The 25119-nt window shown below is 41.8% G+C and carries 17 protein-coding genes and 1 pseudogene; 8 read left to right on the top strand and 10 right to left on the bottom strand.

Annotated features, from left to right (window positions below; translation table 11 throughout):
• Nucleotides 1-821: 821 nt before the first annotated feature.
• Together ltrA and V7K35_RS19800 are read left to right on the top strand one after the other, a co-directional pair.
• Nucleotides 822-2744 carry a group II intron reverse transcriptase/maturase gene (gene ltrA, locus V7K35_RS19805; protein ID WP_335080885.1) on the top strand — a complete coding sequence of 641 codons (1923 nt, stop codon included), beginning with the start codon at nt 822-824 and terminating at the stop codon, nt 2742-2744.
• Nucleotides 2745-2944: 200 nt separating this feature from the next.
• Nucleotides 2945-3412, top strand: a complete 468-nt coding sequence (locus V7K35_RS19800; protein WP_335080884.1) for a nuclear transport factor 2 family protein — start codon at nt 2945-2947, stop codon at nt 3410-3412.
• Between the two features lie 636 nt (nt 3413-4048).
• Here the strand turns inward: V7K35_RS19800 and V7K35_RS19795 are convergent.
• The 3 genes from V7K35_RS19795 to V7K35_RS19785 form a co-directional block, all read right to left on the bottom strand.
• Nucleotides 4049-4702 (bottom strand): hypothetical protein, encoded by a 654-nt coding sequence (locus V7K35_RS19795; protein ID WP_335080883.1) that lies wholly within the window; start codon nt 4700-4702, stop codon nt 4049-4051.
• Between the two features lie 750 nt (nt 4703-5452).
• Nucleotides 5453-7039, bottom strand: coding sequence for a GMC family oxidoreductase (locus tag V7K35_RS19790; protein ID WP_335080882.1), 1587 nt, complete (start codon nt 7037-7039; stop codon nt 5453-5455).
• 85 nt (nt 7040-7124) lie between these two features.
• Nucleotides 7125-7634 (bottom strand): GNAT family N-acetyltransferase, encoded by a 510-nt coding sequence (locus tag V7K35_RS19785; protein ID WP_335080881.1) that lies wholly within the window; start codon nt 7632-7634, stop codon nt 7125-7127.
• 387 nt (nt 7635-8021) lie between these two features.
• On the opposite strand from V7K35_RS19785, the gene V7K35_RS19780 reads away from it, so the two are divergent.
• The 3 genes and pseudogenes from V7K35_RS19780 to V7K35_RS19770 all read left to right on the top strand — a co-directional run bounded on the left by V7K35_RS19780 (nt 8022) and on the right by V7K35_RS19770 (nt 13053).
• The gene (locus V7K35_RS19780) at nt 8022-10475 is read left to right on the top strand and encodes an LAGLIDADG family homing endonuclease (protein ID WP_442939747.1); all 2454 of its coding nucleotides are present in this window, start codon (nt 8022-8024) and stop codon (nt 10473-10475) included.
• Nucleotides 10476-10757: 282 nt separating this feature from the next.
• Nucleotides 10758-11831 (top strand): annotated as a pseudogene (gene nrdJ / locus V7K35_RS19775) (ribonucleoside-triphosphate reductase, adenosylcobalamin-dependent); the annotation flags it as partial.
• Between the two features lie 202 nt (nt 11832-12033).
• Nucleotides 12034-13053 (top strand): zinc-dependent alcohol dehydrogenase family protein, encoded by a 1020-nt coding sequence (locus V7K35_RS19770; RefSeq protein WP_335080880.1) that lies wholly within the window; start codon nt 12034-12036, stop codon nt 13051-13053.
• 119 nt (nt 13054-13172) lie between these two features.
• Here V7K35_RS19770 and V7K35_RS19765 read toward each other — a convergent pair whose 3' ends face one another.
• The 3 genes from V7K35_RS19765 to V7K35_RS19755 all read right to left on the bottom strand — a co-directional run bounded on the left by V7K35_RS19765 (nt 13173) and on the right by V7K35_RS19755 (nt 16260).
• Entirely contained in the window at nt 13173-13844 is a 672-nt protein-coding gene (locus V7K35_RS19765; protein ID WP_335080879.1) for a glutathione S-transferase family protein, read from the bottom strand.
• Nucleotides 13845-14008: 164 nt separating this feature from the next.
• On the bottom strand, nt 14009-15061 hold the full coding sequence (locus V7K35_RS19760) for an aliphatic sulfonate ABC transporter substrate-binding protein (protein WP_335080878.1): 1053 nt from the start codon (nt 15059-15061) through the stop codon (nt 14009-14011).
• Between the two features lie 161 nt (nt 15062-15222).
• A complete protein-coding gene (locus V7K35_RS19755; protein ID WP_335080877.1) occupies nt 15223-16260 on the bottom strand; it encodes an NADP(H)-dependent aldo-keto reductase in 1038 nt (345 codons plus the stop codon).
• Nucleotides 16261-17234: 974 nt separating this feature from the next.
• On the opposite strand from V7K35_RS19755, the gene V7K35_RS19750 reads away from it, so the two are divergent.
• Nucleotides 17235-17903 carry a peptidoglycan-binding domain-containing protein gene (locus tag V7K35_RS19750; protein WP_335080876.1) on the top strand — a complete coding sequence of 223 codons (669 nt, stop codon included), beginning with the start codon at nt 17235-17237 and terminating at the stop codon, nt 17901-17903.
• A gap of 468 nt (nt 17904-18371) precedes the next feature.
• Here the strand turns inward: V7K35_RS19750 and wecB are convergent, their stop codons facing one another.
• On the bottom strand, nt 18372-19502 hold the full coding sequence (wecB, locus tag V7K35_RS19745; protein ID WP_335080875.1) for a non-hydrolyzing UDP-N-acetylglucosamine 2-epimerase: 1131 nt from the start codon (nt 19500-19502) through the stop codon (nt 18372-18374).
• A gap of 276 nt (nt 19503-19778) precedes the next feature.
• Nucleotides 19779-20153, bottom strand: a complete 375-nt coding sequence (locus V7K35_RS19740) for a hypothetical protein (RefSeq protein ID WP_273769148.1) — start codon at nt 20151-20153, stop codon at nt 19779-19781.
• A 733-nt stretch (nt 20154-20886) separates the two neighbouring features.
• Between V7K35_RS19740 and V7K35_RS19735 the strand changes: the two genes are divergently transcribed.
• Nucleotides 20887-22161, top strand: a complete 1275-nt coding sequence (locus V7K35_RS19735; RefSeq protein ID WP_335080874.1) for a type IV pilus twitching motility protein PilT — start codon at nt 20887-20889, stop codon at nt 22159-22161.
• A 241-nt stretch (nt 22162-22402) separates the two neighbouring features.
• Complete coding sequence (locus V7K35_RS19730) at nt 22403-23170, top strand: circadian clock KaiB family protein (protein ID WP_334792602.1); 768 nt, start codon at nt 22403-22405, stop codon at nt 23168-23170.
• A gap of 712 nt (nt 23171-23882) precedes the next feature.
• Here the strand turns inward: V7K35_RS19730 and V7K35_RS19725 are convergent.
• Together V7K35_RS19725 and V7K35_RS19720 are read right to left on the bottom strand one after the other, a co-directional pair.
• On the bottom strand, nt 23883-24269 hold the full coding sequence (locus V7K35_RS19725) for a DUF2358 domain-containing protein (protein ID WP_335080873.1): 387 nt from the start codon (nt 24267-24269) through the stop codon (nt 23883-23885).
• A 72-nt stretch (nt 24270-24341) separates the two neighbouring features.
• Nucleotides 24342-24905, bottom strand: coding sequence for a hypothetical protein (locus tag V7K35_RS19720; protein ID WP_335080872.1), 564 nt, complete (start codon nt 24903-24905; stop codon nt 24342-24344).
• Nucleotides 24906-25119 lie beyond the last annotated feature (214 nt).

The following is a 25119-nucleotide window of genomic DNA, read 5'->3' as shown; positions in this document are numbered from 1 at the left end:
AGGGATCTGAATGCAAGTTTGAATATCAAGGCGCGTGGGATGCACGCCCTAAAAGCTCAATTAATGTCCTCATAGAGGAGTCGTTGAGAAGCCTAGTGCGATTCGTTCAGTCTAAACCCAAAAAGGAGGACGACTGGCTTTTGTTGAGTAACCCAATTCGGGTAGAGTTCGCACTTTAATCCTCAACAAATGACAACTCACTATCCATGTAGGTGAGGACATCTAGCCGAGCCAACAGCTAAGAAAGCTAGAAGAGAAAGGGAAAGATTGAAGTTACCAACTTTAATTATAACCCAATCAAAATACACCAAGTCCTACTGTCCCGGTGCGGGATTAAAAACACACAAACTACCAATACAAATTGGTATCCCCTACATCCAAGACTGATTATCAAAGATGTAAAGCGGGGGTGAAAGCAGGAACAGGTGGTAATTGCTGAAAGCACCTACTGCAAGCAAGAGTCTCACGGGTAGATTAAACAAAGTGTTCCATGAACCATCGTAACTCAGAACCAAGGGGTATAAGCTAATGGGTCTTTTCCCGTGCCCTTGGGTCGGAAATAGCCGATAAAGGTAGAGTCCATCAGATTTTGGGCATCGTGATGGCGCACCACTCATAACCTCGGTGGAGAAACACACCCTAAAAGACTCAATTATGGATATTGGGAACGAAACAACCCTTCATGTTCTCCTGAAATTGGTAACAGGTAGGCATCAGCCATAAGACATGAAGGCGCAGGATGACTCAAGAAGCAAAATGCCTAACCCGAATTAACGGGTAACGCCCTAAAAGGGATGGCGTAATTGCCGGGATAAGCATACGTGAGCCGCAGTGTGGGAAAGCTAGAGGTAACAGTAGCTATGGATAAGCCTAATTCGGATTTAGTAATAAATACCGAGGGATGGAAAACAATCAATTGGCGACAAGCCGAAAGATATGTTTTTAAGTTGCAAAAACGCATCTACGCCGCTTCCCGCCGTGGTGATGTCAAGCGATACCGCAAACTCCAAAAGACGCTGATGAGGTCTTGGTCTAACAGGGTGTTAGCGGTACGTAGGGTAACAGTTGAAAACCAAGGTAAAAAGACGGCACGAGTGGACGGTATTAAATCACTGCCCCCAAAAGCACGTCTTGAACTGGCAAGGGAGTTAAAACTTACTGGTAAATCCAAACCTACTCGTAGAGTTTGGATTCCAAAACCAGGAAGAGAAGAAAAACGCCCATTAGGAATACCCATAATGTACGACCGCGCATTACAATCTGTAGTTAAATCTGCACTTGAACCAGAATGGGAGGCAATTTTCGAGCCAAGCAGTTATGGTTTTAGACCGGGAAGGTCATGCCATGATGCGATAAAGCATATCAAAAATGCTATACAACTAAAGGCGAAATTCGTATTAGATGCGGATATAGCCAAATGTTTTGACCGCATCAACCATGAAGTACTGCTCCAAAAGTTGAACATCAAGGGTAAAGTCAGGCAACAAATTAAAGCTTGGTTAAAATCCGGGGTAATAGACAAAGGAGCATTTACTGCCACATCTGAGGGTACGCCGCAAGGAGGAGTAATATCCCCCTTACTTGCTAATATAGCCCTCCACGGCTTGGAGAATAAACTAATTCAGTACGCCGAAACACTAAAATTACGTTATCCCAACGGAAACACAATGAGAGTGAAGGATAAATTATACTCCCTCACGCTTATAAGGTATGCTGATGATTTCATTGTTCTCCATGAAAATAAAGCCGTTGTCCAAAGATGCCGAGAAATTATCTCGGAGTGGTTAAAAAGCATAGGCTTAGAGTTAAAACCCGAAAAAACTAGGCTAACCCACACATTCAATCCTGAATTTAGTGAGGATGGTAAAGCCGGATTTGACTTTCTTGGTCATCACATCCAGCAATACCCAGCAGGTAAGTACCGAAGCAATATAAATGCCCAAGGTATAAAACTTGGTTTTAACACCTTTATCACCCCATCCGCGAAGGCGAGTAAGGCTCATATTGAGGAAATTAAAAGAATCATCACAAAACATAGGTCATCGCCCCAATCGGCTCTCATAAAAGACCTTAACCCTGTAATAAGGGGATGGACTTCTTATTACTCAAAGTCCGATGCAAAAAACGTCGGAGAACTTGCAAAACAAGATTACCTCACATACCTGAAACTTCGACGATGGGCAAAACGCCGATGTGGAAACATAAATGATGGTCACATCAAATATTGGACTTCCATAGCCGGTGATAACTGGGTATTCGCAACCAAGGAAGGGCAAGCGAACCCCCTTCGGTTACTAAAACATAATCAGTTTGAATGCAGTAGCACTGACTATGTTTTAGTTAAAGGCGATAAAAGCCCTTACGATGGCGACACAGTTTACTGGAGTAAAAGACTAGGGATACACCCCCAAATGCCTAATCGTAAGGCTAAGTTGCTAAAACTTCAAAAGGGTAAATGTCTTTGGTGCGGTTTAAGCTTCCAAGAATGGGATGTTTTAGAAGTAGACCACAAAATCCCCAGAGCATTAAGAGGCAAGGATGAGTATAAAAATCTGCAATTATTACATCGGCATTGTCACGACGAAAAGACCGCAATTGACCTAAAAGAAATACGGAAGAAAGACCGCTCCAAATTCCGAGAGAAACTTTCTCAATTTTGGAATAAAACTAACTGGGAGTGGATACACGATATTCCTAATTTTATAGGTCATGCTGTCAGGAAGTCCGATATGACAAATGGATAACATACTGAGTAGCCGTGTGCGGTGAAAGTCGCAAGCACGGTTCCGAATGGGAGGGGTGATGCAGTAATGCACACCTCGACCCTACCCACTTACTCGTCAGAGAAGTGTAGGTACGTCACATCTTCAGTTCTTGTTAAATAAGCTTCACAACCATTAAACCCGACTATCAAGTTCGCATAAGCAATCTTATAGGAACACGTATGTCTAGTACACCTGTAGAAATCGTTCAAGCCCTTCTCAAAGACCCCACCAACCCTGAGGTCGTCAACCGACTCGTCTCCCCCGATGCCATCTACGTATCACTCAGCTACGATAATCCCGATCTCAAAAAGCTCATGCCTTGGGCAGGCACGCATAAAGATGGCCCGGCCAGCGTCCTCAGAGTTTTCCAGGAACTCAATACCTTTTGGAACATCGAGGCGTTTGATATTCAGCAGATATTTGGCGAAGGTGAGAACGTCGCTGTCTTTGGCAGCTTCACCGTCCATTCGGTGATACTCGATAAAACGTTCGTCTCTCCCTTCTCTATCCTAGCGAAGGTGAAGAATGGCTTGGTCATTTACATGCAGTACATGGAGGACACCTTTGGCACAGGTTCGACCTTCCGATCAGGTGGTACTTGGACATTCCAGGGCAACCCAGACGGCAGCGAAGTATCAGTGCCGTAGCAAGGTGTCCCAGGTGAATGGCACGCTTGAAAAGCCGAGTCTGTGGTTTAAACAGTCTGCAATTGAAGAGTGTAATGCGTGCCTGGGTTTGGTCATAAAAGGGTAAGCTTTGGGGCGGCGTTTGGTGACTCGTAGTTCGTTATTTTTAGCTCAAATATTGCTTGTCTAATTGCAGATGGTAATAGCTCTTTAACACAAGCGCTTATTGTCAAGCACGGTAGGACGAAGAGATTGCTTTATATCATGTCCGGTTAATTAGTTATAATTCCCGTAATCTATGCAGAAACTGGAAAACCCTCTTTCCCCTTGCTCCCTGCCCCCAGCAAGAACTGCGGTCTTAATAATACAGCAGATTGCGAGTTGGTGAGGTACAAAAATACCCCACCCTAACCCTCCCCGATATATTGGGGAGGGAACTAGATTTATTTTTCCCCCCAATAAACAGGGAGATTAAGGGGGGTAATTCACAGCAGTCACAAGCAAGAGAAGGGTGTACTTCATTTACTTGCAAAGTGCTGTAAGTCTTTCACCGAACACGATATCATTCTGCTTCGCTCTATTCGCAATGACAATTAGGCATTTTTTTACTTGGATTACTCTTACATAACTATAAATTACGCACAACTGTCTAGTAGCTCAAAGGTAACGCCGACGCAATATCGAACTAATCCCAATTACGCATATACCGAATAGTGTTGCTCCCATTCTTGGTTCTGGAATTTGCTGCGGTGTCTGGAAAGAACCACTCAAAAAAGTTTTACCTCTCAAGAGAGCAGTTGGATCAACATTGAGTGACTCAGTTTCACTAAAGTTAAATATCCCTGTAGCGCCACTGAACCTACCTGCACCACCAGTGATAGTTATAGTACCAGAACCTACTAATTTGCGGTTAATAAAGTCAAATGCAGCAGTCGCGCTACTCCTGCCAAATAATTTATCATCACCACTGCCAAAAAACTCATCTCTGCCGATTGGCAAGCCTTGTAAACCAAATTTTGTTGCGTCTTGAACAAATACGAGATTACCAGTATTGGGGTCAATTCGGCTGTAGTTGTTTATGCTAGAAAAGTTACTCAGACCATACGGGGCATCAGAATTGAAACCTGAGACAAATGCTTTAGATACGTCCGTCGATGGGATAGGTGTGAGAGTAACTTCTGTGTCATATACTACGTCAAATGGATAAATTGTTTGGGCGCTCGCTTTTGTTGTATTCGCACCGATACTGAGTAAACAGAAAACTAGCGAACCAAGAAATATATTATGCGATCGCATATTAATTTTTATCATCTAAAACCCCTAATATTAATGTCTAACTTATCAGAGATTGTTATAAGCTTTATGCAACTTTAAGAAAAAATTAGAAAACTCGCTATTTTATTTGAGAGCGATCACCTAAGCATATACCCTCTACTTCGCTGTATCAACTTACCACTTTTAAGATAATACATTCCGAACACTCAACTTTTTATAAGTAAAGTGAAAGCTGTAGTTAATACAACTTAAGCTGTGGTAACAAATGCTGATGATGTTATAAGTAAAATTGAAGCTGTAGTTAATACAGCTTAAGCATTATTTATAGATACTCATGATGTTATAAGTAAAATTGAAGCTGTAGTTAATACAGCTTAAGCTGTGGTTATATATGCTGAAGCTGTAGTTAATACAGCTTCAGTTGTGGTTATATATGCTGAAGCTGTAGTTATAGCAATTCTCAATTGCGTGAAATACAGACCTAACAAGAACAGCCCCTTCCCTACTAGCGTTGGGGAGTAAGCCTCAAAGCTAGGACTTACGCACACTCTACGAATTCTCGGCGCTCTTGGCACGGCAGTTGCTTCAAGTCGGCAGAGCCGCCCAACGCACTGCCTCGTCTTGGCGGTTCGATAAATTAAGCGAAGTTGGCAATTTTTGCGTAAGTCCTAAAAGCCTCTCTCCTAAAAGGAGAGAGGAATGGAAGTGAGGTGAAAATGTATTGCATCCAGACGAGAAGCGCTATAATACAATGTCATATTATCTCCAGGCGATCGCGCCAGCGAGTTAGTTTGCCATTGCTGAAGCTACTTGCGATGAAACGCTAAGAGCGGCTTTAATTAAATCGGCTCCTTTCTCGCCGATCATAATCGTGGGCGCATTCGTATTGCCCCCGACCAGAGTTGGCATAATCGATGCATCAACAACCCGTAACCCAGTAACACCGTGTACCCGGAGTTGGGGATCGACAACCGCCATTGAATCAGTTCCCATTTTGCATGTGCCGACAGGATGATACCCCGTAACGCAAAATTCCCGGATGTAAGCAACGAGAGCTTCATCACTAATCACCTCAGCACCGGGACTGATTTCCTCACCTCGAAACTGATCAAAAGCACTTGTATGAAATAATTTACGCATTATTTTAATCCCTTCAACTAGCTTTTGCACATCAGATTGACTTTGTAGAAAGTTGATCCGAATAATTGGTGGGTCTTTAGGGTCAGGCGAGAGCAAACTGACACTGCCAATATTTTGGGGATGAGTCAAACTGACTGTAACAGTGAATCCCAAACCAGAGAGGGTCTGGCCAGGAGATATCCACAGAATGGGGCCGAAGAAAAACTGTAAATCTGGCGTAGCATCCAGATTACCTTCGGTATGCAAAAATAATCCGGCTTCAGCGTTACCATTACTAGTAATTGCCGGGTCTAACTCAGCAATTACCTGGTGTGCCACAGGATTAGCAATTATCTGGTGTGCCACAGGAACCAGAGAGTGGTCTTGGAGGTTTTGACCGACACCTGGCAAATCAACGACGACAGGAATCCCCATTGCTTGCAGTTGTTCTGCATCACCAATGCCGGAAAGCATCAGCAGCTTGGGCGAATCGAATGCACCAGCACTTAAAATCACTTCTTTGTTAACCCTAGCTTGGTGCAGCCTTCCCTCGTGCATATATTCCACCCCAACGGTGCGGGTTCCCTCAAACAATAACCGAGTCACTAACGCTCCTGTTGTTATTGTCAAATTGGGACGCTGGAGAATTGGCATCAAGAATGCAGCAGCAGCACTGTGACGTTTACCATCCTTAACCGTCAACTGATAAATTCCCGCACCTGATTGCTGTATTCCATTGAAATCAGGATTGCGGTTATATCCGATTGCCACGGCTGCTTCTACAAATCGTTGGGATGCCACAGTAGAGGGTTGAATATCGGTGACGCTTAACTCACCATCAACCCCGTGGTATGCGTCGGCACCGCGTTGCTGGTTCTCAGATTTCTTGAAATAGGGCAATACATCTTGGTAACTCCAACCAGGATTTCCCAATGCCTGCCAGTGGTCATAATCGTGATGATTACCCCGGATATAAATCATGGAATTAATCGAACTGCTGCCACCCAAGACTTTGCCACGGGGACAAAAGATTTTGCGGTTATTCAGGTACGGTTCTGGTTCAGAGAAATATTTCCAGTCCAGTTCCGAGCGGGGTAAGTTGGGGGATTCTAACGGGATTTGAATCTCAGGTTTAGTATCTGGATTGCCAGCTTCGAGTAATAACACAGTTGTTTTACTATCTTGTGTCATCCGGTTGGCGACAACGCAGCCTGCCGAACCCGCACCAATCACAATATAGTCATATTGAGCCATGACATCCTCGCTTATAAATTCAACTACTTTAAGAAATGGTAATGCTAGCAATGAACGGGAGAGTGACGATGTTAAGAATCTCGCGTCATTTTAAAACCAATTCCATAAAAACCCAGTTTGCTCGATGTTCTAGAGGAATCTCTGTTTTTTCTAAATACGGCTCGATATCCTGAAAGCCAAATATCCGATAAAGTGCCTGTGCTTCCTTTGCAAAAGGGGCACTGTCTAAACGTATCGTTGAGTAACCAATGTAAACCGCTTCATTGATGATAGCTTCTAATAAAGACCGACCGATTCCTTTTCGGCGAAATTCTGGTTTTACATACATCCTTTTAATTTCGCCAACATCTTCACCAATTTTTCGTAAGCAAGCGCAGCCGGCTATTTGTGCCTCAGATTGTCCCAAAAGCAAGCGTCCTGAAGGGGGTATAAATTCGTGAAGTTGAGTCATGTATTGCTCAAAGAATGTATCAACATCTAAATTAATGCCGAACTGATGGCTGAATATCAACTTAGTCTCGATAAAATATTCCCAAAAGAGTTTTTGTATATGAGATTTATGTTCCTCAGTCTCTACCTGGATAATTTTCAGCAAAGTTTATGCCTCCGCTAAGTAATTAAATAAGAATTGGTGTAAATAAAACGATTTATAGGTTAACAAGAATTACGCAAAAATTGCCAACTTCGCTTAATTTATCGAACCGCCAAGACGAGGCAGTGCGTTGGGCGGCTCTGCCGACTTGAAGCAACTGCCGTGCCAAGAACGCCAAGAATTGTAGAGTGTGCGTAAATTTTATTTAATTAGTGCTAATTAAGACTTATTTCTGAGAAAATACCAAGGGTGAGGAACATTATACATTATAAATTTCTGTTGCAAATAGTCCGGCGTAGAGCTAGCGTAAAGTGGACAATTTGACAATCTTTAATACTCAAACTACTTGGCGTATAGTCATAATCTGTCCGCACGCAAGACACTTGATATATGGTTCAGAATCTCGAAAGAACACGCCAGAGTGCAAGGTTTCCCGAAACTGCACCGGCTGCTAATCCCGTATTTTTTAGAACCTATAGCCGCCGGACAAAGGCGGGACTAAGGGAAACATGGGATGAGGTGTGCGATCGCACTCTACTCGCCTTAATCAAGCTGGGAAAGCTAACTCAAGAAGAAGCAGCCATCCTGGATCAGATGCAGCGCAACTTGAAAGCTATGCCCAGTGGACGCTGGCTATGGGTTGGTGGTACAGACTGGATAACCAAGCCAAAGAACTTCTCCGGGGCTTATAATTGCACCTCTACCAATCTCGAAGACTGGAGTGCTTTCGGATTAATGATGGATTTGGCAATGATGGGCTGTGGCACTGGAGCCGTTCTAGAACCACAATTTATTAACCAGTTACCCCCCATCCGTAATCGACTGAATGTTACTGTACAAGGTGAAATTGGCAGCACTCCTGTGCAACAGCGGCGTGAATATACTGAAACTCATATAGAAGGCAATAGCGTCACTATTCACGTTGGAGATAGCCGTGAAGGTTGGGTTGAATCATATCAAACCCTGTTGGAACTCTCCACTGATCAACAATTTTCAACAGAGGTTGAAGTATTAGTTGATATTAGCGATGTCCGCAAAGCAGGAGAAACACTTAACGGTTTTGGAGGAGTTGCTAATCCTGTAAAATTGCCTGGACTTTATCAAGGTTGTGCATTTATTCTTAATAAAGCTTTAGGACGACAATTAAATTCAGTTGAATGCTGTCTATTAATCGATCAGGCTGCTGTCACAATTGTTGCCGGCAACATTAGGCGCTGTCTACCTGAAGATGCTTTAGTTCATACTTTCAAAGGTCTTGTTCCCATTTGCGATGTCCAAGTGGGTGATCTGGTACAAACTCCTTTAGGATTTCGGCGAGTTGTTGAGAAATTTGACCAAGGATTTCAGGATGTCTATGAAATTGAAACTAATGCGACTTACCCTAGAGCAACTTTAAACCACAGACAAGCAGTTCTTGCAGATGCTCAAGGGGGAATTACCTGGAAGTCGATTGCAAGTCTAGTTGAGGGCGATCGCCTGCTGCACAACACACAAGTTATACCTGGTACAGTTACCCATCTACCCCCTGATTTTACTGAATCTCGACCCTCAAACAGTCGTACAGCTAAGTCTTTTGTAATTCCCGAATTAACAACTGAGGTTGCTTGGCTAATTGGGTTAACCCACGGTGACGGCTATATTGCTCTCGGTCGCAATAAGTATAATAAGCCCTATGGCCGAGTCGAATGGGCAATGAACAGCCTAGATACGGAACTCACAGCTAGAGTTCAAGCCAAAATAGACGCTGCTTTAGCTTTATTTGGATTGACTGCTGCTCATGGCATCATCAAGGGTGAAAACACTGCCAAATCAATCTGCTCATCTACTCGATTAGCTGAGTACTTCCATCACTATATCAAGCAGCCAAATATTCCCCTAGCAATTCCTAGTTTTATTTTGCAGGGTTCAGTAGATATCAGGGCGGCTTATCTAGCTGGATTAATGGACAGTGATGGTGCTGTCAATAACCGACCCCCTCATTTAGTTACCTCAGTCTATCGGTCATTTATTAGACAAGTTAGTGCAGTTTTATCCAGCTTGGGTATCGCTGGCAGAATTAGGATTACCCATCCACAACAGCAAACATGGCAAGTTAAGTACAGCCTCACAATTCCAGCCTTCAAAGAGCGTTACAACGCATTCATTGCACCACACTCAGTTAAAGGGTGTGTGAAAAAAGGACTGAAAATGTATGGTTTCACCGTCCCTGCTGCCATCATGCGGGAAGCTTACAGCTATAGCGAGATGCGAGATATGGGATTTCAAGGCTCTCGCATTGTTGATGCCAATTATGAACGCTATATCGTTGAAGCCGATATCTCGCTAGATATTCCAGTCACAGTTAAAGGACTGGGGAGTTATGATCATGTCCACACTTACGATATTGAGGTTGAAGAAGCTCATTGTTTCTATTGTGATGGCTATCTGACACATAATAGTGCTGGCATGAGGCAAGGTTCTAACGAAGATAGTTTGTTCGCTGATGCTAAAGATAACTTATGGCAGCAAGATGAAAGTGGCAACTGGCGAATTGATCCAGAGCGTGATGCACTCAGGATGGCAAATCATACCAGAGTTTTCCACCGCAAGCCAACCCTAGAAGAATGTCTTAATGCAGTCCGCAAACAATATTATAGTGGCGAGGGAGCGATTCAATGGGCTGGTGAAGCTGCAGCGCGATCAAACATTGATTTGCTGCCAACACAGGCTCTAAAAGTTAGTTTTTTGCAAGCTTATGAACAAGGAACAGCACAACAGTGGTTAAAAGAACGTTATCCAAATCTTGATGCTAATGAGTTAGAACATCGTTTAGCTCGCTATGGGTTAAATCCGTGTGGTAATTGATTTTGCCTCACGTTAAAAACCTCGCAAAAACGGGGAAAGCTGAGATGCTAATCCCGTGGTAATCAAAGGAACTAAAAAGTCTTTGACACCGTACAGCGTAGAGAGTGAAACTAGATTACATCAGAAATTGGTGTCTAGAATATAATCTCTCCAAGAGTGCGGGGGCATGTGTGAAAAGCACTTTTATTATCTAAAGTCATATATGCAAAATGTACGCGGAACTACTGCGAATAATCAAGCAGTAGAACTAGGGGATAAAAAGCCTCTAGGGTAACAAATTTGGAAATCATCGGCAGTAATTTTCACTGTAATTTGTCTGAGGTTCACCTTAATCAAATTGATCCATATAACTACAAAGAACAAGAAGAGGCTTTCACTGCTGGAGCGCTATCTGTAGCAGCACTTTTAAATCACAAATTCCTGGAACCACGCTATCAATACAGCCGTGAATTAGACCCGATTGTGGGAGTTTCTTTTACAGGTTTATTTGATTTCTTTGTCCATGCGTTTGGTGTTGATTGGCTGCGCTGGTGGGAAGAAGGAAGACCGGCTACTGCACAAGGATTAGCTTTCAAGCGTGAGGAAGAAAAATATCTAACTTCCTGGAAAGATATTGTACATCGGGTAGTTTGGGATTATTGCGATCGCCACAATCTCAAACGTCCAAATCGCTGTACCACAGTCCAACCCAGTGGTACTAAGGCTTTATTAACTAATGCTAGTTCCGGATGGCATCCCCCGAAAGCGCAAAGATTTATTCGCCGCATCACCTTCGCAAAAAATGACCCAGTAGCATTAGCTTGTATTGACTATGGTTACAACGTCATTCCCTCTCAATCAGACAAAGATGAACAAGGCAATTTGCTTAACGATCCCTTTGATCAAAGGGTGAGTGAGTGGTTAGTAGAAATCCCTGTTTCTGTACCTTGGGCTGATTTACCAGCAGCTGATGAAATTGATGTTTCTAAGTTTTCAGTATTAGCCCAATTTGATTTTGTCCTTCAGGTTCAACGTTGGTATGTAACTCACAATACATCAGCTACTTTGGAACTTCGCTCTGATGAAATCGAACCTTTGGCACAACGGATATACGAAACTATTCAGAATGATGAAGGATATATTTCAGCAGCCCTTTTAGCTCGTTTTGACGACCTGCAATCATTTCCACGTTTGCCGTTTGAACCAATAGATAAACCAACCTACAATCGCTTGAATCAAGAGGTGAAAGCACGGCGCAAAACAGATGATTTCTGTGCAGTCTTAAGCCGCTACGATTTAGGCGAAATGTCAGAGGCTGGGCCTAGTGGTTGTGACTCTGATAAGTGTATGTTTCCCGATCAGCAACCAAGCTCATAAGGTGAAATGACTATCAACTTAGGGTAGGCACTATTTATCTATTACAATAAAAAGCAGTGGTTTTATATAACATTTAACCACTGCTTTTTATATCAACTCAAATTTCCCCTTTACCCTTTCCCCCTCCTTGGTAATTATTTTGGTGGAGAAAAGCAGCACAAAATTTCTCTACACTATGATCTTTAGCAAAAGGAGTTCGCCAATGAAAGCTTACGAAATTCAAAGCGATGCCGGGATTGATGCCCTCGCATTAGTCGATCGCCCTGAACCAAAACCAACTGCGGGACAAGTTCTGATTCAAGTCAAAGCAACATCCCTAAATTACCGTGATCTACTGATCGCCGAAGGAGCTTACGATGCTAAACAGAAATATCCGGTAATTCCCGTGTGTGACGGTGTGGGGGAAGTCGTGACAGTGGGGGAAGGTGTTACACGGGTGAAAATAGGCGATCGCGTCGCGGGTACTTTCTTCCAAGACTGGATTTATGGCTCTTTTACCAGAGAGAAAATGAAATCTGCTCTCGGAAGTGGTAACGATGGAATGCTGGCTGAATATGTCGTATTACACCAAGATAATTTGGTGATATTACCAGACTATTTATCCTACATTGAAGGGGCGACTTTGCCCTGTGCAGGTGTCACAGCTTGGCATGCACTAGTGACAGAAGGCAATATTCGCGCAGGTGATAGTATTTTATTACTCGGTACTGGAGGAGTTTCGATTTTTGCTCTCCAGTTTGCCAAGATACATGGTGCTAGAGCGATTATTACTTCCAGCAGTGATGAGAAATTGGCACGAGCTAGACAACTTGGTGCTAACGAGACGATCAACTACAAAACAACACCAGATTGGGAAAAGCAAGTTTACCAATTGACTAATCGCATAGGTGTAGATCATGTAGTAGAAGTAGGCGGTGCAGGCACTTTGCCAAAATCACTACAAGCAGTCCGCATTGGGGGACGTATTAGTTTGATTGGCGTATTATCAGGTAGAGGAAATCAAATTGACCCCAGTCCAATACTTTTTAAGAATTTAACAGTTCAGGGAATTGAAGTTGGCAGTCGGGAAATGTTTGAGGCGATGAATCAGGCGATGCAACAGCATCAAATCAAACCGATTATTGATCGAGTTTTTTCATTCACTGAAGCACGACAAGCTTATCATTATCTCAAAAGTGCGGCTCACTTCGGTAAAGTAGTTATCAACCTAATTCCTAATTAACTCGTTCCCATGCTCTGCGTGGCAATGCATTGATTGAGGCTCTGCCTCAAGTTTAAAGAGGCGAAGCCTCCAGAAACCCATTCCTTGGCTCTGCCAAGGAACGAGAGGATAAAGATTATTTAAACAGCAGCGAGAGTAGGCGCAGCGAATTTAGCATATCGCTCGATATAGAATTCCTTAGAGTGAGCGATCGCTTTGACAGATTCACGCTCTTTCAAAGCATGTTTCCACTGGCGTACACGGGTAAATTGCTCTGGTATTCCAAAGCCGCGATACTGCTTCAGTGCAGCCCAACGCTCAAACCAGGGGAAATAGGTGAAATCGACCAGACTGATGGATTCACCAAACCAGTAGGGGCCTTCCCCAGATAGCTTTGCCAAACCTTCGTTTTCAATGAATTCCAGGTGTTTGTATAGTTCCTGTTTAGCTTCTTCTTGTTTTTGGGGATCTGAACTCCGCAGCAGGGTAGAAAAAGCGGGAACGAACCTAGTGTTAGCAAAATCAATCCAGATACGAGCCTGTGCCTTTGCAATCGGACTGCTGGGTAACAGTGGTGGATTGGGAAATACCTCATCAAGATACTCATTAATCACTGCTGATTCCCAAACTGGCTCATTATCATGAGTTAGTGCAGGAACTTTACCATAGGGGGAAACTTTGGTAAACCCTTCAGGCTTATTCTGCAAATCAATCTCAATCAAATCGAAGTCGATGCCCTTTTCTTGAAGTACCAAGCGGGTACGGTGAGCATAAGGACAAACAACTGCACTGTATACTTTGATTTGGGCCATGTTTAAGTTCCTTGGTAAATAGGACTTGTTAATCGGTATTGGGAATTGAATTTTTATCCAAAATCCCAAATCTTAAATTATTAGTGTCTTGAAGCCTAGTAGAAGCTCTCGATGTGGCGAAAAATTTTAGACACTAATCAAACTTTGTACTTTTCAAACAACCTCTAAGAACTGGGACAGAGTGCATCACGCACCTCTACTCGTTTCTGAACAATTCCCTGTTTGTATATCCAATCAGCAGCACTCTGTAAATCGGCAACTATTTTCGGTTCTAAGGGAAGCACTCCATCAACAGGTCGGCGATCAAATGTCCGCTTCACAACTTCAGGCGGTAAACCTGATACTTTTTGGTACAGTTTTTGATTCTCCTGGGGATGTTTATTTAGCCATTCACCCTCTTGAGCAAGAATCGCAATAACTCCCCTAATTGCCTCAGATTTTGCTTTTAGTGCATCCCTATCCACCATATAAAGGGAGTAATGCGGGACTTGTGCAGGTAAAGGAATTTGGCGGGCATTGTACTTGATTTCAGCACTAGCAACCCAAGGATCCCAAACCGCCCAAGCATCGACATGATGCGATACCCAAGCGGGTAGGGCTTCATCAGGTTTCATGTAAACGCGACTTACTTTATCTTTGGGAATATTTTCTTTTTCTAATAATTTCAAGAGCAAATGTTCGCTGATGCCACCTCGATTCACAATGACCTTTTTACCAATAAGATCATCGAATTTCCGAATGGGGGAATCTGCATGAACTACAATCCCTTCTGAGTTGCGATTAGCCGGTCGGTAGGCAATGATGCAAGCATTAATCCCACCAGACAACGCAGATAAACCAGCGATATCGCCACCAGCTCCTAAATCAGAACTTTTAGCATTGATTGTTTCTAATACTGGTGCAAAAGATGGGAATGTACCAACCCACTCAACCTTAATATTCTTGGGGGCTAATTCACGCTCTAAAGTACCACGTTCTTTTGCGATCGCAGACAAACTTCCCTTAATATAACCAATGCGAACTACTGTCTGTTTTTCAGGTGCAGAACTTTGTGCTGTTGAGGAACCTTGATGGTCACTCACAGATTTAACAGTGGAATTAGCAGAGTTAGTCGCACTACATCCAGAAACTATCAAACTTAAGCTTGATTGGGCTAGTAAAAGCCAGACTACTGCTTTTAAGGTACACAGCAAATGAGAATTTTGATATTTATTCATCAATGATTTACTGCTCCATAAAACTGAGATAATTCCAAACAAATGGTCAATTAATAATCAGAGCCAGAGGCTCTCGAAAGGCGTTACTAGGCTCCAGCCTGGTAACGAGACAATGGAGATTAATTATTTCTTCTTTGTCTTTAATTTTGAATTTTTAATTGTTAAGGTGCTGGGTTTGGAGATTGAGCATGAACTCTATCCAACTCTTCCAAAATGTCTTTGTCGAGAACTATATTTACACTTTCTAAATTCTCTTTTAGTTGTTCGAGTGTCGTAGCACCAATAATTGTGCTAGGCACAAACCAACGACTCCGCACGAATGCGAGGGCCAGATGCACTGGACTTAATTGATAACGCTTGGCAATTTCCACATAAGCTGCTACTGCTTCATTTACTTTTGGTTTTAAATAACGCTGACCAAAATTTTCATACAAAGTCACTCTTGCTTTCTCTGGTTTGCCGTTTAGGTATTTGCCAGTCAAGAAGCCAAATCCCAAAGGACTATAAGCTAGTAACCCAATTTCTTCTTGGTAAACTGCTTCTGCTAAGGCTCCGTCAAATACTCGATTCAGCAAGTTGTAAGCATTTTGAATCGAAACAACTTTGGGCAATCCTAACTGTTTAGCAGCGTTACTAAATTGGGCAACTCCCCAAGGTGTTTCATTACTCAAACCGATATAGCGAATTTTCCCTGCCTTAATTACATCGGCAAAAACTGCTAGCTGTTCAGTGATGGGAACTGTTTCTGCCACTTGAGTCTGATCAAATACCGTTTGCCCAAACCGTGGCACGTAGCGATCGGGCCAGTGGATTTGGTACAGATCAATATAATCGGTTTGTAATCTTTTTAGACTATCGTCTACAGCTTGTTTGATATTATCACGGTCAATTGCTTTGGCTCCACCACGTACCCATTTAAAGCCTCGACCGGGGCCAGCAATTTTAGTAGCTATAATAAGTTTATCTCTTTGTTGACGCTTTAACCATTCCTCAATGTAAGTTTCAGTTAATCCATAAGTTTCGCCACTTGTGGGGACAGGGTACATCTCAGCTGCATCAATAAAGTTGACTCCTTGGGCAATAGAATAATCTAGCTGCTCGTGAGCTTCTTCAATGGTATTTTGCTCTCCATAAGTCATAGTGCCCAGACAAATTTCGGAAACTTTTAAGTCACTCTTGCCAAGTTGGTTATACTTCATAATTTGTGCGTTGCTTTTCAGACGATTGAACAGCGATATTTTTGTTGGATATTTTATATTTTTCTGAAGACGCTATTTTTAAGTAAATTAGCTCTAAACAACACTTAATTTGGTACTCAACCAATATAAGTTTTTCAGCAAATTAATATTTTGCCGATACTACTAAAAACCGATAAATAAATCGTATTTAGTGGATACAGTTGTTTATTATTACATAGAAAAACCAGATAAGTAAGCTAGTTGGGAGTAATAAAAAATTTAAAATTGTCGTACAAAATACTTGCTTTTATTGAGTTTTTGTGAAATAGACTGTTTTAGATTTAGTTAATCTACGATAAATCAATCGTTTTACCGTAATATGCCCGAAATTCTGAAGATTTCTTTAGAATTAAGTCTTAATAAATATTCATATTAATATACTTGCTCCTAAGTAGCTGGTTATTCTGGCATCAAAACGTACTAAGTTTATCTGCAATAGTTCACAACAGGTGGTAGTAATGACAAAGACTTAGGGTTTTAAAGACTTGCATAACCAGGAATTTTTTGCTGCGATCGCTTCCAACAATACTCATATCTATAGCAATGTGAATTAAGTAAAAAAAAATACAATTATACTGAATAATTAAAATATTTACTGGGATATTATGGCATTTTTGATGCATTCAATTAGAGTTACAAAGCGCCATATTAATACTTGATCTGGCGTTGCTGAATTTAGATATAGGATTTCTATTTGATTTTTGAATAAATACCATACACCTCGAAAAGTGTGATTCCCTACTCCCTACTCCCTATAAATCAACAGGCGATGCGTTTTCTCAGCAATCTTGTGATTAATTTTATTTTTTCTTAATTTCGCTACTAGTAAAAACCTTTTTAACACACAGTGATATAAAATATACTAAGAATATATACAGAGAAAAGTCAAGTGTTTCTCTGTAAACTGCTCATTTTTTCATATAAAGGAGCGTATTATGGAATATCTTGCTTATTCCCACATGTTTATTGCTCAAGAAGAGGCATCTGGAAACACCGGATACAATCCTCCTAAATCTCAATCGAATTGGAAAAAACTTCTTAAATCTTCTGACATAGTTATTACTAAAGAAGAGGTATCTGGAAACAGCAAATCTCAATTCAATTGGAGAAAACTGCTTAAATCTTCGGCTTGGTTAGCTTTAGCTGGTGTCGGTGTATTACTTGTTGCTGCTAGCCAAATTCAAATTAGTTCGGCTGCATATGTAAGGACTAACGGCAGTTGTTTACGTGTCCGTACAGGCCCAAGCAGCAACTACTCATATGTGGACTGTGTATCAAATGGCTCAACACTTCCAGCGATTGAAAGGTATGAAAACGGTTTTGCTAGGCTTTCTACAGGTAGATACGTTTTTGCGCGATGGGTTGGTGATAAACCTAACAGTGTTCCTGTGACAAGACCTGGTGGCGTTGGGGGTTCAGTTATTCTTAGCCCTGGTTCTAGAGGTCTGCTTGTAAGAGACGTTCAAACAGCTTTGGGCAATCTCAGAATTGATGGAGTTTACGGTCAAGAAACTGCTAGCCGAGTCCGAAGCTTTCAAGCAAGTAAAGGTCTACTTGTAGATGGTGTGGTGGGGCCCGAAACTAGATTAGCTCTGGGCATTTAGCCAATATGAATGCGTTGCACCCTAACGCGCCCTGCAATATAGCCATTTTCAATTCGGTGAGGTATAAGACTTAACCCCCTAGCCCCTTTCCCGAAGCGGGAAGGGGAAAAATTCAAAGCCTCTCTCTTAAAAGGAGAGAGGAATAGAAGTGAGGTCAAAACTGTACCTTATTTGGTCGAGAACTGCTATAAATTGATTGCTCATAGCTTAAATGCTTTTGAGTCTACTAAAGTAGATTTAAGCTATAGCTTGGGAATTGATTCCTAAGCGGGATGAAAGCTAAAGGATAAGACTTTGAGGACTTTTGTCGATCAACCAAAAAGCCACCCTTAGAAAATATCGTTTCGAGGTTTTATCTGTTTTCTTGTGGGATGGAAATAAATCTAACTAAAAAATAAAAACCGGGAGACAAGCCGGTTTTTTGTATCCTAAAAAACAGAAATTTGGCACTTTGTTTAATGTAACTTTCTAAGTTGATGTTTCTGATGAAAGACCCAAGTAATTTTGCACAATCTGCAAAATGCGCTCTGCTGCATGACCATCTCCAAAGGGATTAATTGCATTTGCCATTGCTTCATAAGCATCTAGATCACTGAGTAACTCAGCAGCGGCTGCAAAAATGTTCTGACTGGTAGTGCCTACAAGTTTAGCTGTACCGGCTACAACAGCCTCTGGTCTTTCGGTGGTGTCTCTCAAAACTAGTACTGGTTTTCCCAAGCTGGGGGCTTCTTCCTGCAACCCACCAGAGTCAGTGAGCAAAAGATGCGATCGCCCAATTGCTCCCACCAGTTGGCCATAATCTAAAGGATCTGTTAAAAAAATTCGGGGATGATTCCCTAAAAGCTCTTGTAATGGAACTCGCACTGTCGGATTGCGGTGCAATGGTAAGAGCATTGCTGTATCAGGAAACTTGTCTAAAATTTGTAAAAACCCCTGAGCGATCGCTAACAGAGGTTCTCCCCAATTCTCCCGACGGTGAACTGTTGCTAACAGAACGCGATATGAATCCCACTCTAAGCCTGGTACATTGCAAACTGCTTGGGTTGCAGCTACATTTAACAATGCATCAATTACCGTGTTACCGGTCATGTGAATTTCACCCAAAACACCAGAACGATGCAAGTTTTCCACAGCCCAAGGAGTCGGCGCAAAGTGCAACTGAGTAATTTGAGAAATCAATCGCCGATTAGCTTCTTCTGGGTAAGGATTGAAGATATCATCCGTTCTTAACCCTGCTTCTACATGACCAACAGGGATTTTTTGATAAAAAGCTGCCAAAGCTGCCGCAAAAGCCGTGGTAGTGTCTCCCTGCACCACTACTAAATCTGGCTTTTTCTCCTTGAATAACCTTTCTAACCCTTGTAAACTGCGGCAGGTAATATCATTTAGAGATTGCTGAACCTGCATAATTTCTAAGTCATAATCTGCCTTGATGTTGAACAGCTGCATAACTTGCTCAACCATCTCCCGATGCTGTCCAGTTAGAATTACTTGCGACTCAAAATCTGAAGACTTCTGGAAGACCTGAATCACCGGAGCTAGTTTAATCGCTTCTGGACGAGTACCCAAGATAATATAAACCCGTTTTTGATTAATCATTAGTTATGAATCATCTGTCATTTGCCAATGGTTATAGTCAATGGTCTATGATTAATAGTCAATAGTTGGCGGTAAATCATCACACAAATCATAAATATAAAAGGATAAATCACACAAAATATGAAAAAACCCGGCTTAACCGGGCAGATAACTGTTTATCAAATTCAACTGTAATGACTACATCTTGCTCTTTGAAGTTTAAATCCCAAAAAGCATGAAAAAACCCGGCTTAACCGGGCAGACGCACTGTTCGTTTGTCGAATTCACTTATAATGACTATATTTTTATCTCACAAGTTAAAGGGCAAGCAGCGTAAACAGTAGTCTGCATTTGGTCTGCCTCTCCATGCAGCCAGCTTAACCATTTAATTTCATTAGGATGAACTCCTTTAAGAGTTAGTACACCCGCAGCCAATACAACTGCCATGACATTAAACATGATTAAAGCGCCTGCTACAAGCAAAACAGCACTAACAGGCATCACAGATTGCAAGACAATTGACAGCAGACATCCGACTGTAGCCATCAAGACAACTAGTGGAAAACCGACAACCAACAAGCATACTGCCAATGTAAAAGTCCATATTAAAAAGCTTTTAATCATTAACAAGGAGTAGGTCTTTCCTTGATTAGAGCTTTGAGCAGAAACCATGACTTTTCCTCCTAAAATACACAGCAAATTTTAATTTTCAGTCATATTCTCGCTTTGGGCGAGTAAACTGAATTTGTTTCTCAATGAAATTTAGTATATAAAAACTAATCGGAAAAATGAGCATTTATTTACTAAACTTTACAGTTAATTTTTTATAATTGTGGATGTAAAGTCAAGTTTATATCTATTAAAAAAACTTGTTTTCTGCATCTCTCTTCAGGTATATAACCTAAAAGGTATGAGCTTTTAACTTTGATCCCCTGGATATTACTCCTATTCAACTTAACATTTCTTATAAAAATTACTGATAGTTCTCATAATCCATAGATGGGCTGAATAAATGATCTATTAATGTTTGTGCTGTTAATTGCTGGCAATTTGTGTCCATGCCTGGGATAAATTTCTCATCTAAAGGCTTAGAATATTTATATTTTGTTTTGCGTGTTTAAAAATACTTACCTATCTCAATATTTTTACTGAAGCGTTTTGAGTCATTGCGTGTGTTAAACCAGGTTAGATAGGAGAAATAACTTTTCTAAATCTTTTGAGTAGTGGAATTTCAGGAAAAAAAGATACTAATCGAGGTGAATGAAATGGATTGACCGTGGTTCTAGAGTTTCAATCGCCTCCCATTACCGCTAAGGCTTGTAGGCAAGCATTCTCCAAAATTCATCGAAGCAAGTGACTAGACTTCTCGCTAATTCAACTTTTTAACTGCCAAATGTGAAGATATATGACAGAATCACAGTCTCCATTAAATTCTAACTCTGCTACCGAGCGTAACCTGCCACCAATGCCGCCACCACCGCCAACCTTGAGTACGCAACGGCAGATGACACAAACATTGCATATGCCAATGGATAGAAGCACCAACCCTCCTGTTGCAGGTCATCGTCCCGGTAGTCCACCGCCCATACCTAGTTCACTTCGCCCTAAAAACAGCAGTCCGGGACTGACTTTAGCTCAGTTAATTAGGGAAGCTTATGATCAGGGATATTCTGATCTTCACTTGGGTGTAGGTGAAGTACCCCGCTTCCGCAACCGAGGAGAAATTCAAGCAACGGATCATCCAGAAATAGATAAAGAAACTTTGATGAATTGGTTGCGGGAGGTGATGACTGAAGGGGAAATTCAGCGCTTTGAAGAACATTTAGAATTTGACGGAGCAACTCAGTATGACTTTGCTCGCGTGCGGATTAATGTTTTTGGCTCCCTCAAAGGGCCTGCAATGGTGTTGCGGTTGATTCCTTTGAAAATCTTAACTATGGAACAGTTGAATTTACCTCCAATTTTTCGGGATATTTGTCATCACCACAAAGGTTTAATTTTGGTGACTGGGCCCACTGGTTCTGGTAAATCCACCACAATGGCAGCGATGGTTGACTACATCAATAAGGAGATGGCCAAGCATATCATTACCATTGAAGACCCGATAGAATTTGTTCATCAAAGCCGCAAGTCTTTAGTCAAACAGCGGGAAGTGGGAATGCACACTCGGAAATTTGACAACGCTTTGAAAGCAGCTTTGCGGGAAGACCCAGATTTAATTCTGGTGGGAGAAATGCGGGATAAGGAAACAGTTAACACCGCCCTAAAAGCTGCTCAGACTGGTCACTTAGTCATGGGAACCCTGCACACTAATAGCGCTGTCAAAACCATTGAGCGGATTCTCAATCTCTACTCTGGTGAAGAACAGGACGCAATGCGGGTGGCAATTTCTGAGTCTTTAGTGGCAGTAATTGCCCAAGGGTTATGCCGCACAACTGACGGGAAGCGGGCTGCTTTCCATGATGTCTTGATTAACACTGAGGCAATTAAAGAATGGATCAAAGATGGTAAATATGATGAAATTGGCGAGTTGATGAAACAAGCTGGCTTTGACGGCATGATCACGATGAATCAGTCATTGCTCAATCTCTATCAAGACGGTCGGATTACTGAAGAAACTGCTTTGGAAATGTCACCAACTCCTAACGAAATGGCGCAGTTTCTCCGAGGTCGAGTTTAAGTCTGTTCCTCTTGGCAATGAAGATGATTGTCTTGTTAAGAGTCTCGGACTGGGAATGCCTATTTGGAGGTTCTGCCTCCAGTTCTAGCGGCACCGCAATCAAAAGCATTTCCAGTCAGGAGTGGAAACGAGATTTAGGGGATTTTTGATGGGTTGCCAATTTTTTAGGTGATCCTGGTTGAGGTTATAGCTAAGGTAAAAGGTAAAAGAGAGAATTTTTACTTTTAGCTTCCTAGACTCTGTGAATAACTTGACGACAAACAAACTATCTACACCCCAGTTGTTTAAAGGCATTGCGCTATTTACACCTGGAGGAGATTTAATTTACTGCATCGACCCTAGCAAGCAAGGTCGATGGCATTTGCATTTGTGCTCGGCTTTGCAAGAAATCCTAGATTTACCAGAGCCGCCGCATTTTTTAGTGCCTTGTTATACTGCAACTATTGACCACTGGTTAGATCCGCGCACTCAACAAGTGCGAACTTTTGCTGAAGCTTATCCGGCTGTAATTAGACATCAAGCTTTGCTTAATGCCATTTTTGGCACAGGGGACTTGGTATGGCAAGCAGCTCCCTGGCAGGAGGGGTTGTGCGATCGCATGGTGTTAACAACTTATCGTTCCTCATTTGGGCAGCTTTGGGAAGATCACGATTTAATTGTCCGTCTAGACCTTTCTGAACCTGTGCCAAAATACAACCAACCAGTGATAGTACAAAAAAAGGAAGTTATCACACAAGGGTATGTTCTGCGCTTGTTCGTTGCAGGACATAGCAGTACCACCGAACGCATTCTCCAAAATTTACACGAATTGTTAGAGCGATCGCTCGGACACCCTTATACTTTGAAGGTGATTGATGTTTTAACTCATCCAGAACAAGCAGAACTCAATCAGGTTTCTGCAACTCCTACCCTTGTCAAGGTTTGGCCCCACCCAATTCGGCGAATCGTTGGAGAGTTGGATCATGTAGAAAAGATTTTACAGATGTTAGCTGCTAATGAAAAATTTTAAGTTTTATAACGATATCATCTACTGGGAGTGCATAAGCATAGCCCAATTCAGACATCCCTCTGAACTTAGTTAGATACAGCTTGGCGTAAAACTGTGGCAATTGAGGGTTAAAAGTGAAACGCAGAGGTAACGCAAAGGTTTGATTTGTGGCAATTGTTTTCGCTAGGAATGAAAGAAAGTGTGTACTAAGCTTATGTTTTTTCAAAAGCTACAGGCATAAACTGAACTCCTGCGATCGCATCGCAATTGATAATCGCTACAGCAATATACAGATAATTATGAACTCACTAATATCAATTTACATTGAGCGTGCATATAATAAATGTCGAGGGTGAAACTGGATATTACAAAAATGGCACGTAGGCTATAACTGGAAATCAAAGAAAGTGAGAGGCGGAGGCTCCGGTCAAGATGAGAGCCGAGTTGGACTCAAAACCAAACCCTTTTAAAACCTCGTTAAAATCTCGTTTCCAGTCTCTGGCTGGAAATGTATACCTTGGTGGCTCTGCCGCCAGGAGAAGGAGGCGGAGCCTACCGAACTGGCATTCCCAGTCGGAGACTGGGAACGAGGCAACACGAGGCAATCTCTGAAGGGTTTATCTAGAGAGGCTTTTAGTTAAGTTGACACCAATGAGCATTGCTATGCCCCTACCGCGTGGTCTATTTAACTTAAAAAGGCTGTAAGGAGGGAATTAGAGCAAGCCTTAATTGTTTACATTTTTGCCGCAAAGAAATGCTGCTTCACCACATCTAAGCGTGAACAATTCCAATAATCGATATGTGAGATAATTAAACCATCAGAGTTAAGACCTAATTGACTCCAACCAGGAATAGAAATCCGTGGCTTCCAGGGGAGAGGAGTGTTCCAACTAAGTGTCCACTCAGTTTTTATTGTGTCTCCCAAACGTTGAATGCTATGTAAGTCCATTTTGGGATTTAAAAACAAAGTCTTGATGAAATTAATCATCTGTTTGTAACGTTTAACACCACGAAATTTATTTAGCGGGTCTTGAAAATAAACGTCTGGAGTGTAAATGCTGTAAGTTTGATTTACAGGGAATCTTTGATAGTCTTCTTTAAGGATTTCAATGATATCCATGATAAATAAATGTATAAATTACTTTAATATGTAAACGTGACGCAGATAACAATCCCTAATTAAAAATTGAAATCAACCTTCATTCCATAATTTTTCTAACTGACGCCGCCAAGCAGTTAGGATTTTTTCTCGCGCCTCTGGGGTTTGATTTATATCGCCCATTAACCCTTCTGCATAAAAGCGTTCTAAGGTTTGCATAGTAGCTTGCAGAGATTGCTTTTGTTGTTTTGCTGCCTGAATAATTTGTTGGATGCGGCTTTCAATTAGTTGATTAAAAACATTATCTAATCCAGCCTGATAAAGAGATACAAGTCGGTTGATTGCATCGGACAAATCTGTATTTACTAAAGTGCCAGTATTATGTTGAAATACCCCCCAAATTTTCCCTTCATACAAAGCGTAACGTACTTCTTGAGTGTCATCAAAGTTGGCTTCTAGGAACTGTGCTAAAAATGGTTGCCCTTCCTTTGCGGGTACAATAGGCAGTAAAACTCGCAGCCAAGTATTATCTTCGGAAAGCAGCACCAACAGCCGAAAATCAGAAGTGTCTACTTGCCACGATCCAGGAGCGATCGCATGAACAGCCGATGTACCAAATAATTCTGTTAGCGTACCCACAATTTCTTCAGGTGTCATAAGCCTTTATTAGATATAACCTCTAGATTAGCGCAGAGGTGGATCAGCTTATTCACTAGTACTGTACATTCACAAATTAGATGTCGCTGTTCACAGATTAATGTCGTCTTTCACAGACTAATGTCGCTATTTCATCAATTAGTGTCGTTGTTCGTTCTAGATAACCGTTAACAAATATTATGTCGCAACATTTGAGGCTAGCCAACTAGATCAT

Origin of the sequence: Nostoc sp. (assembly GCF_036917275.1) — a bacterium.
Lineage (GTDB): Bacteria > Cyanobacteriota > Cyanobacteriia > Cyanobacteriales > Nostocaceae > Nostoc.
The sequence above is the reverse complement of the archived record's forward strand: the minus strand, read 5'-3'. Positions and strand labels throughout refer to the sequence as shown.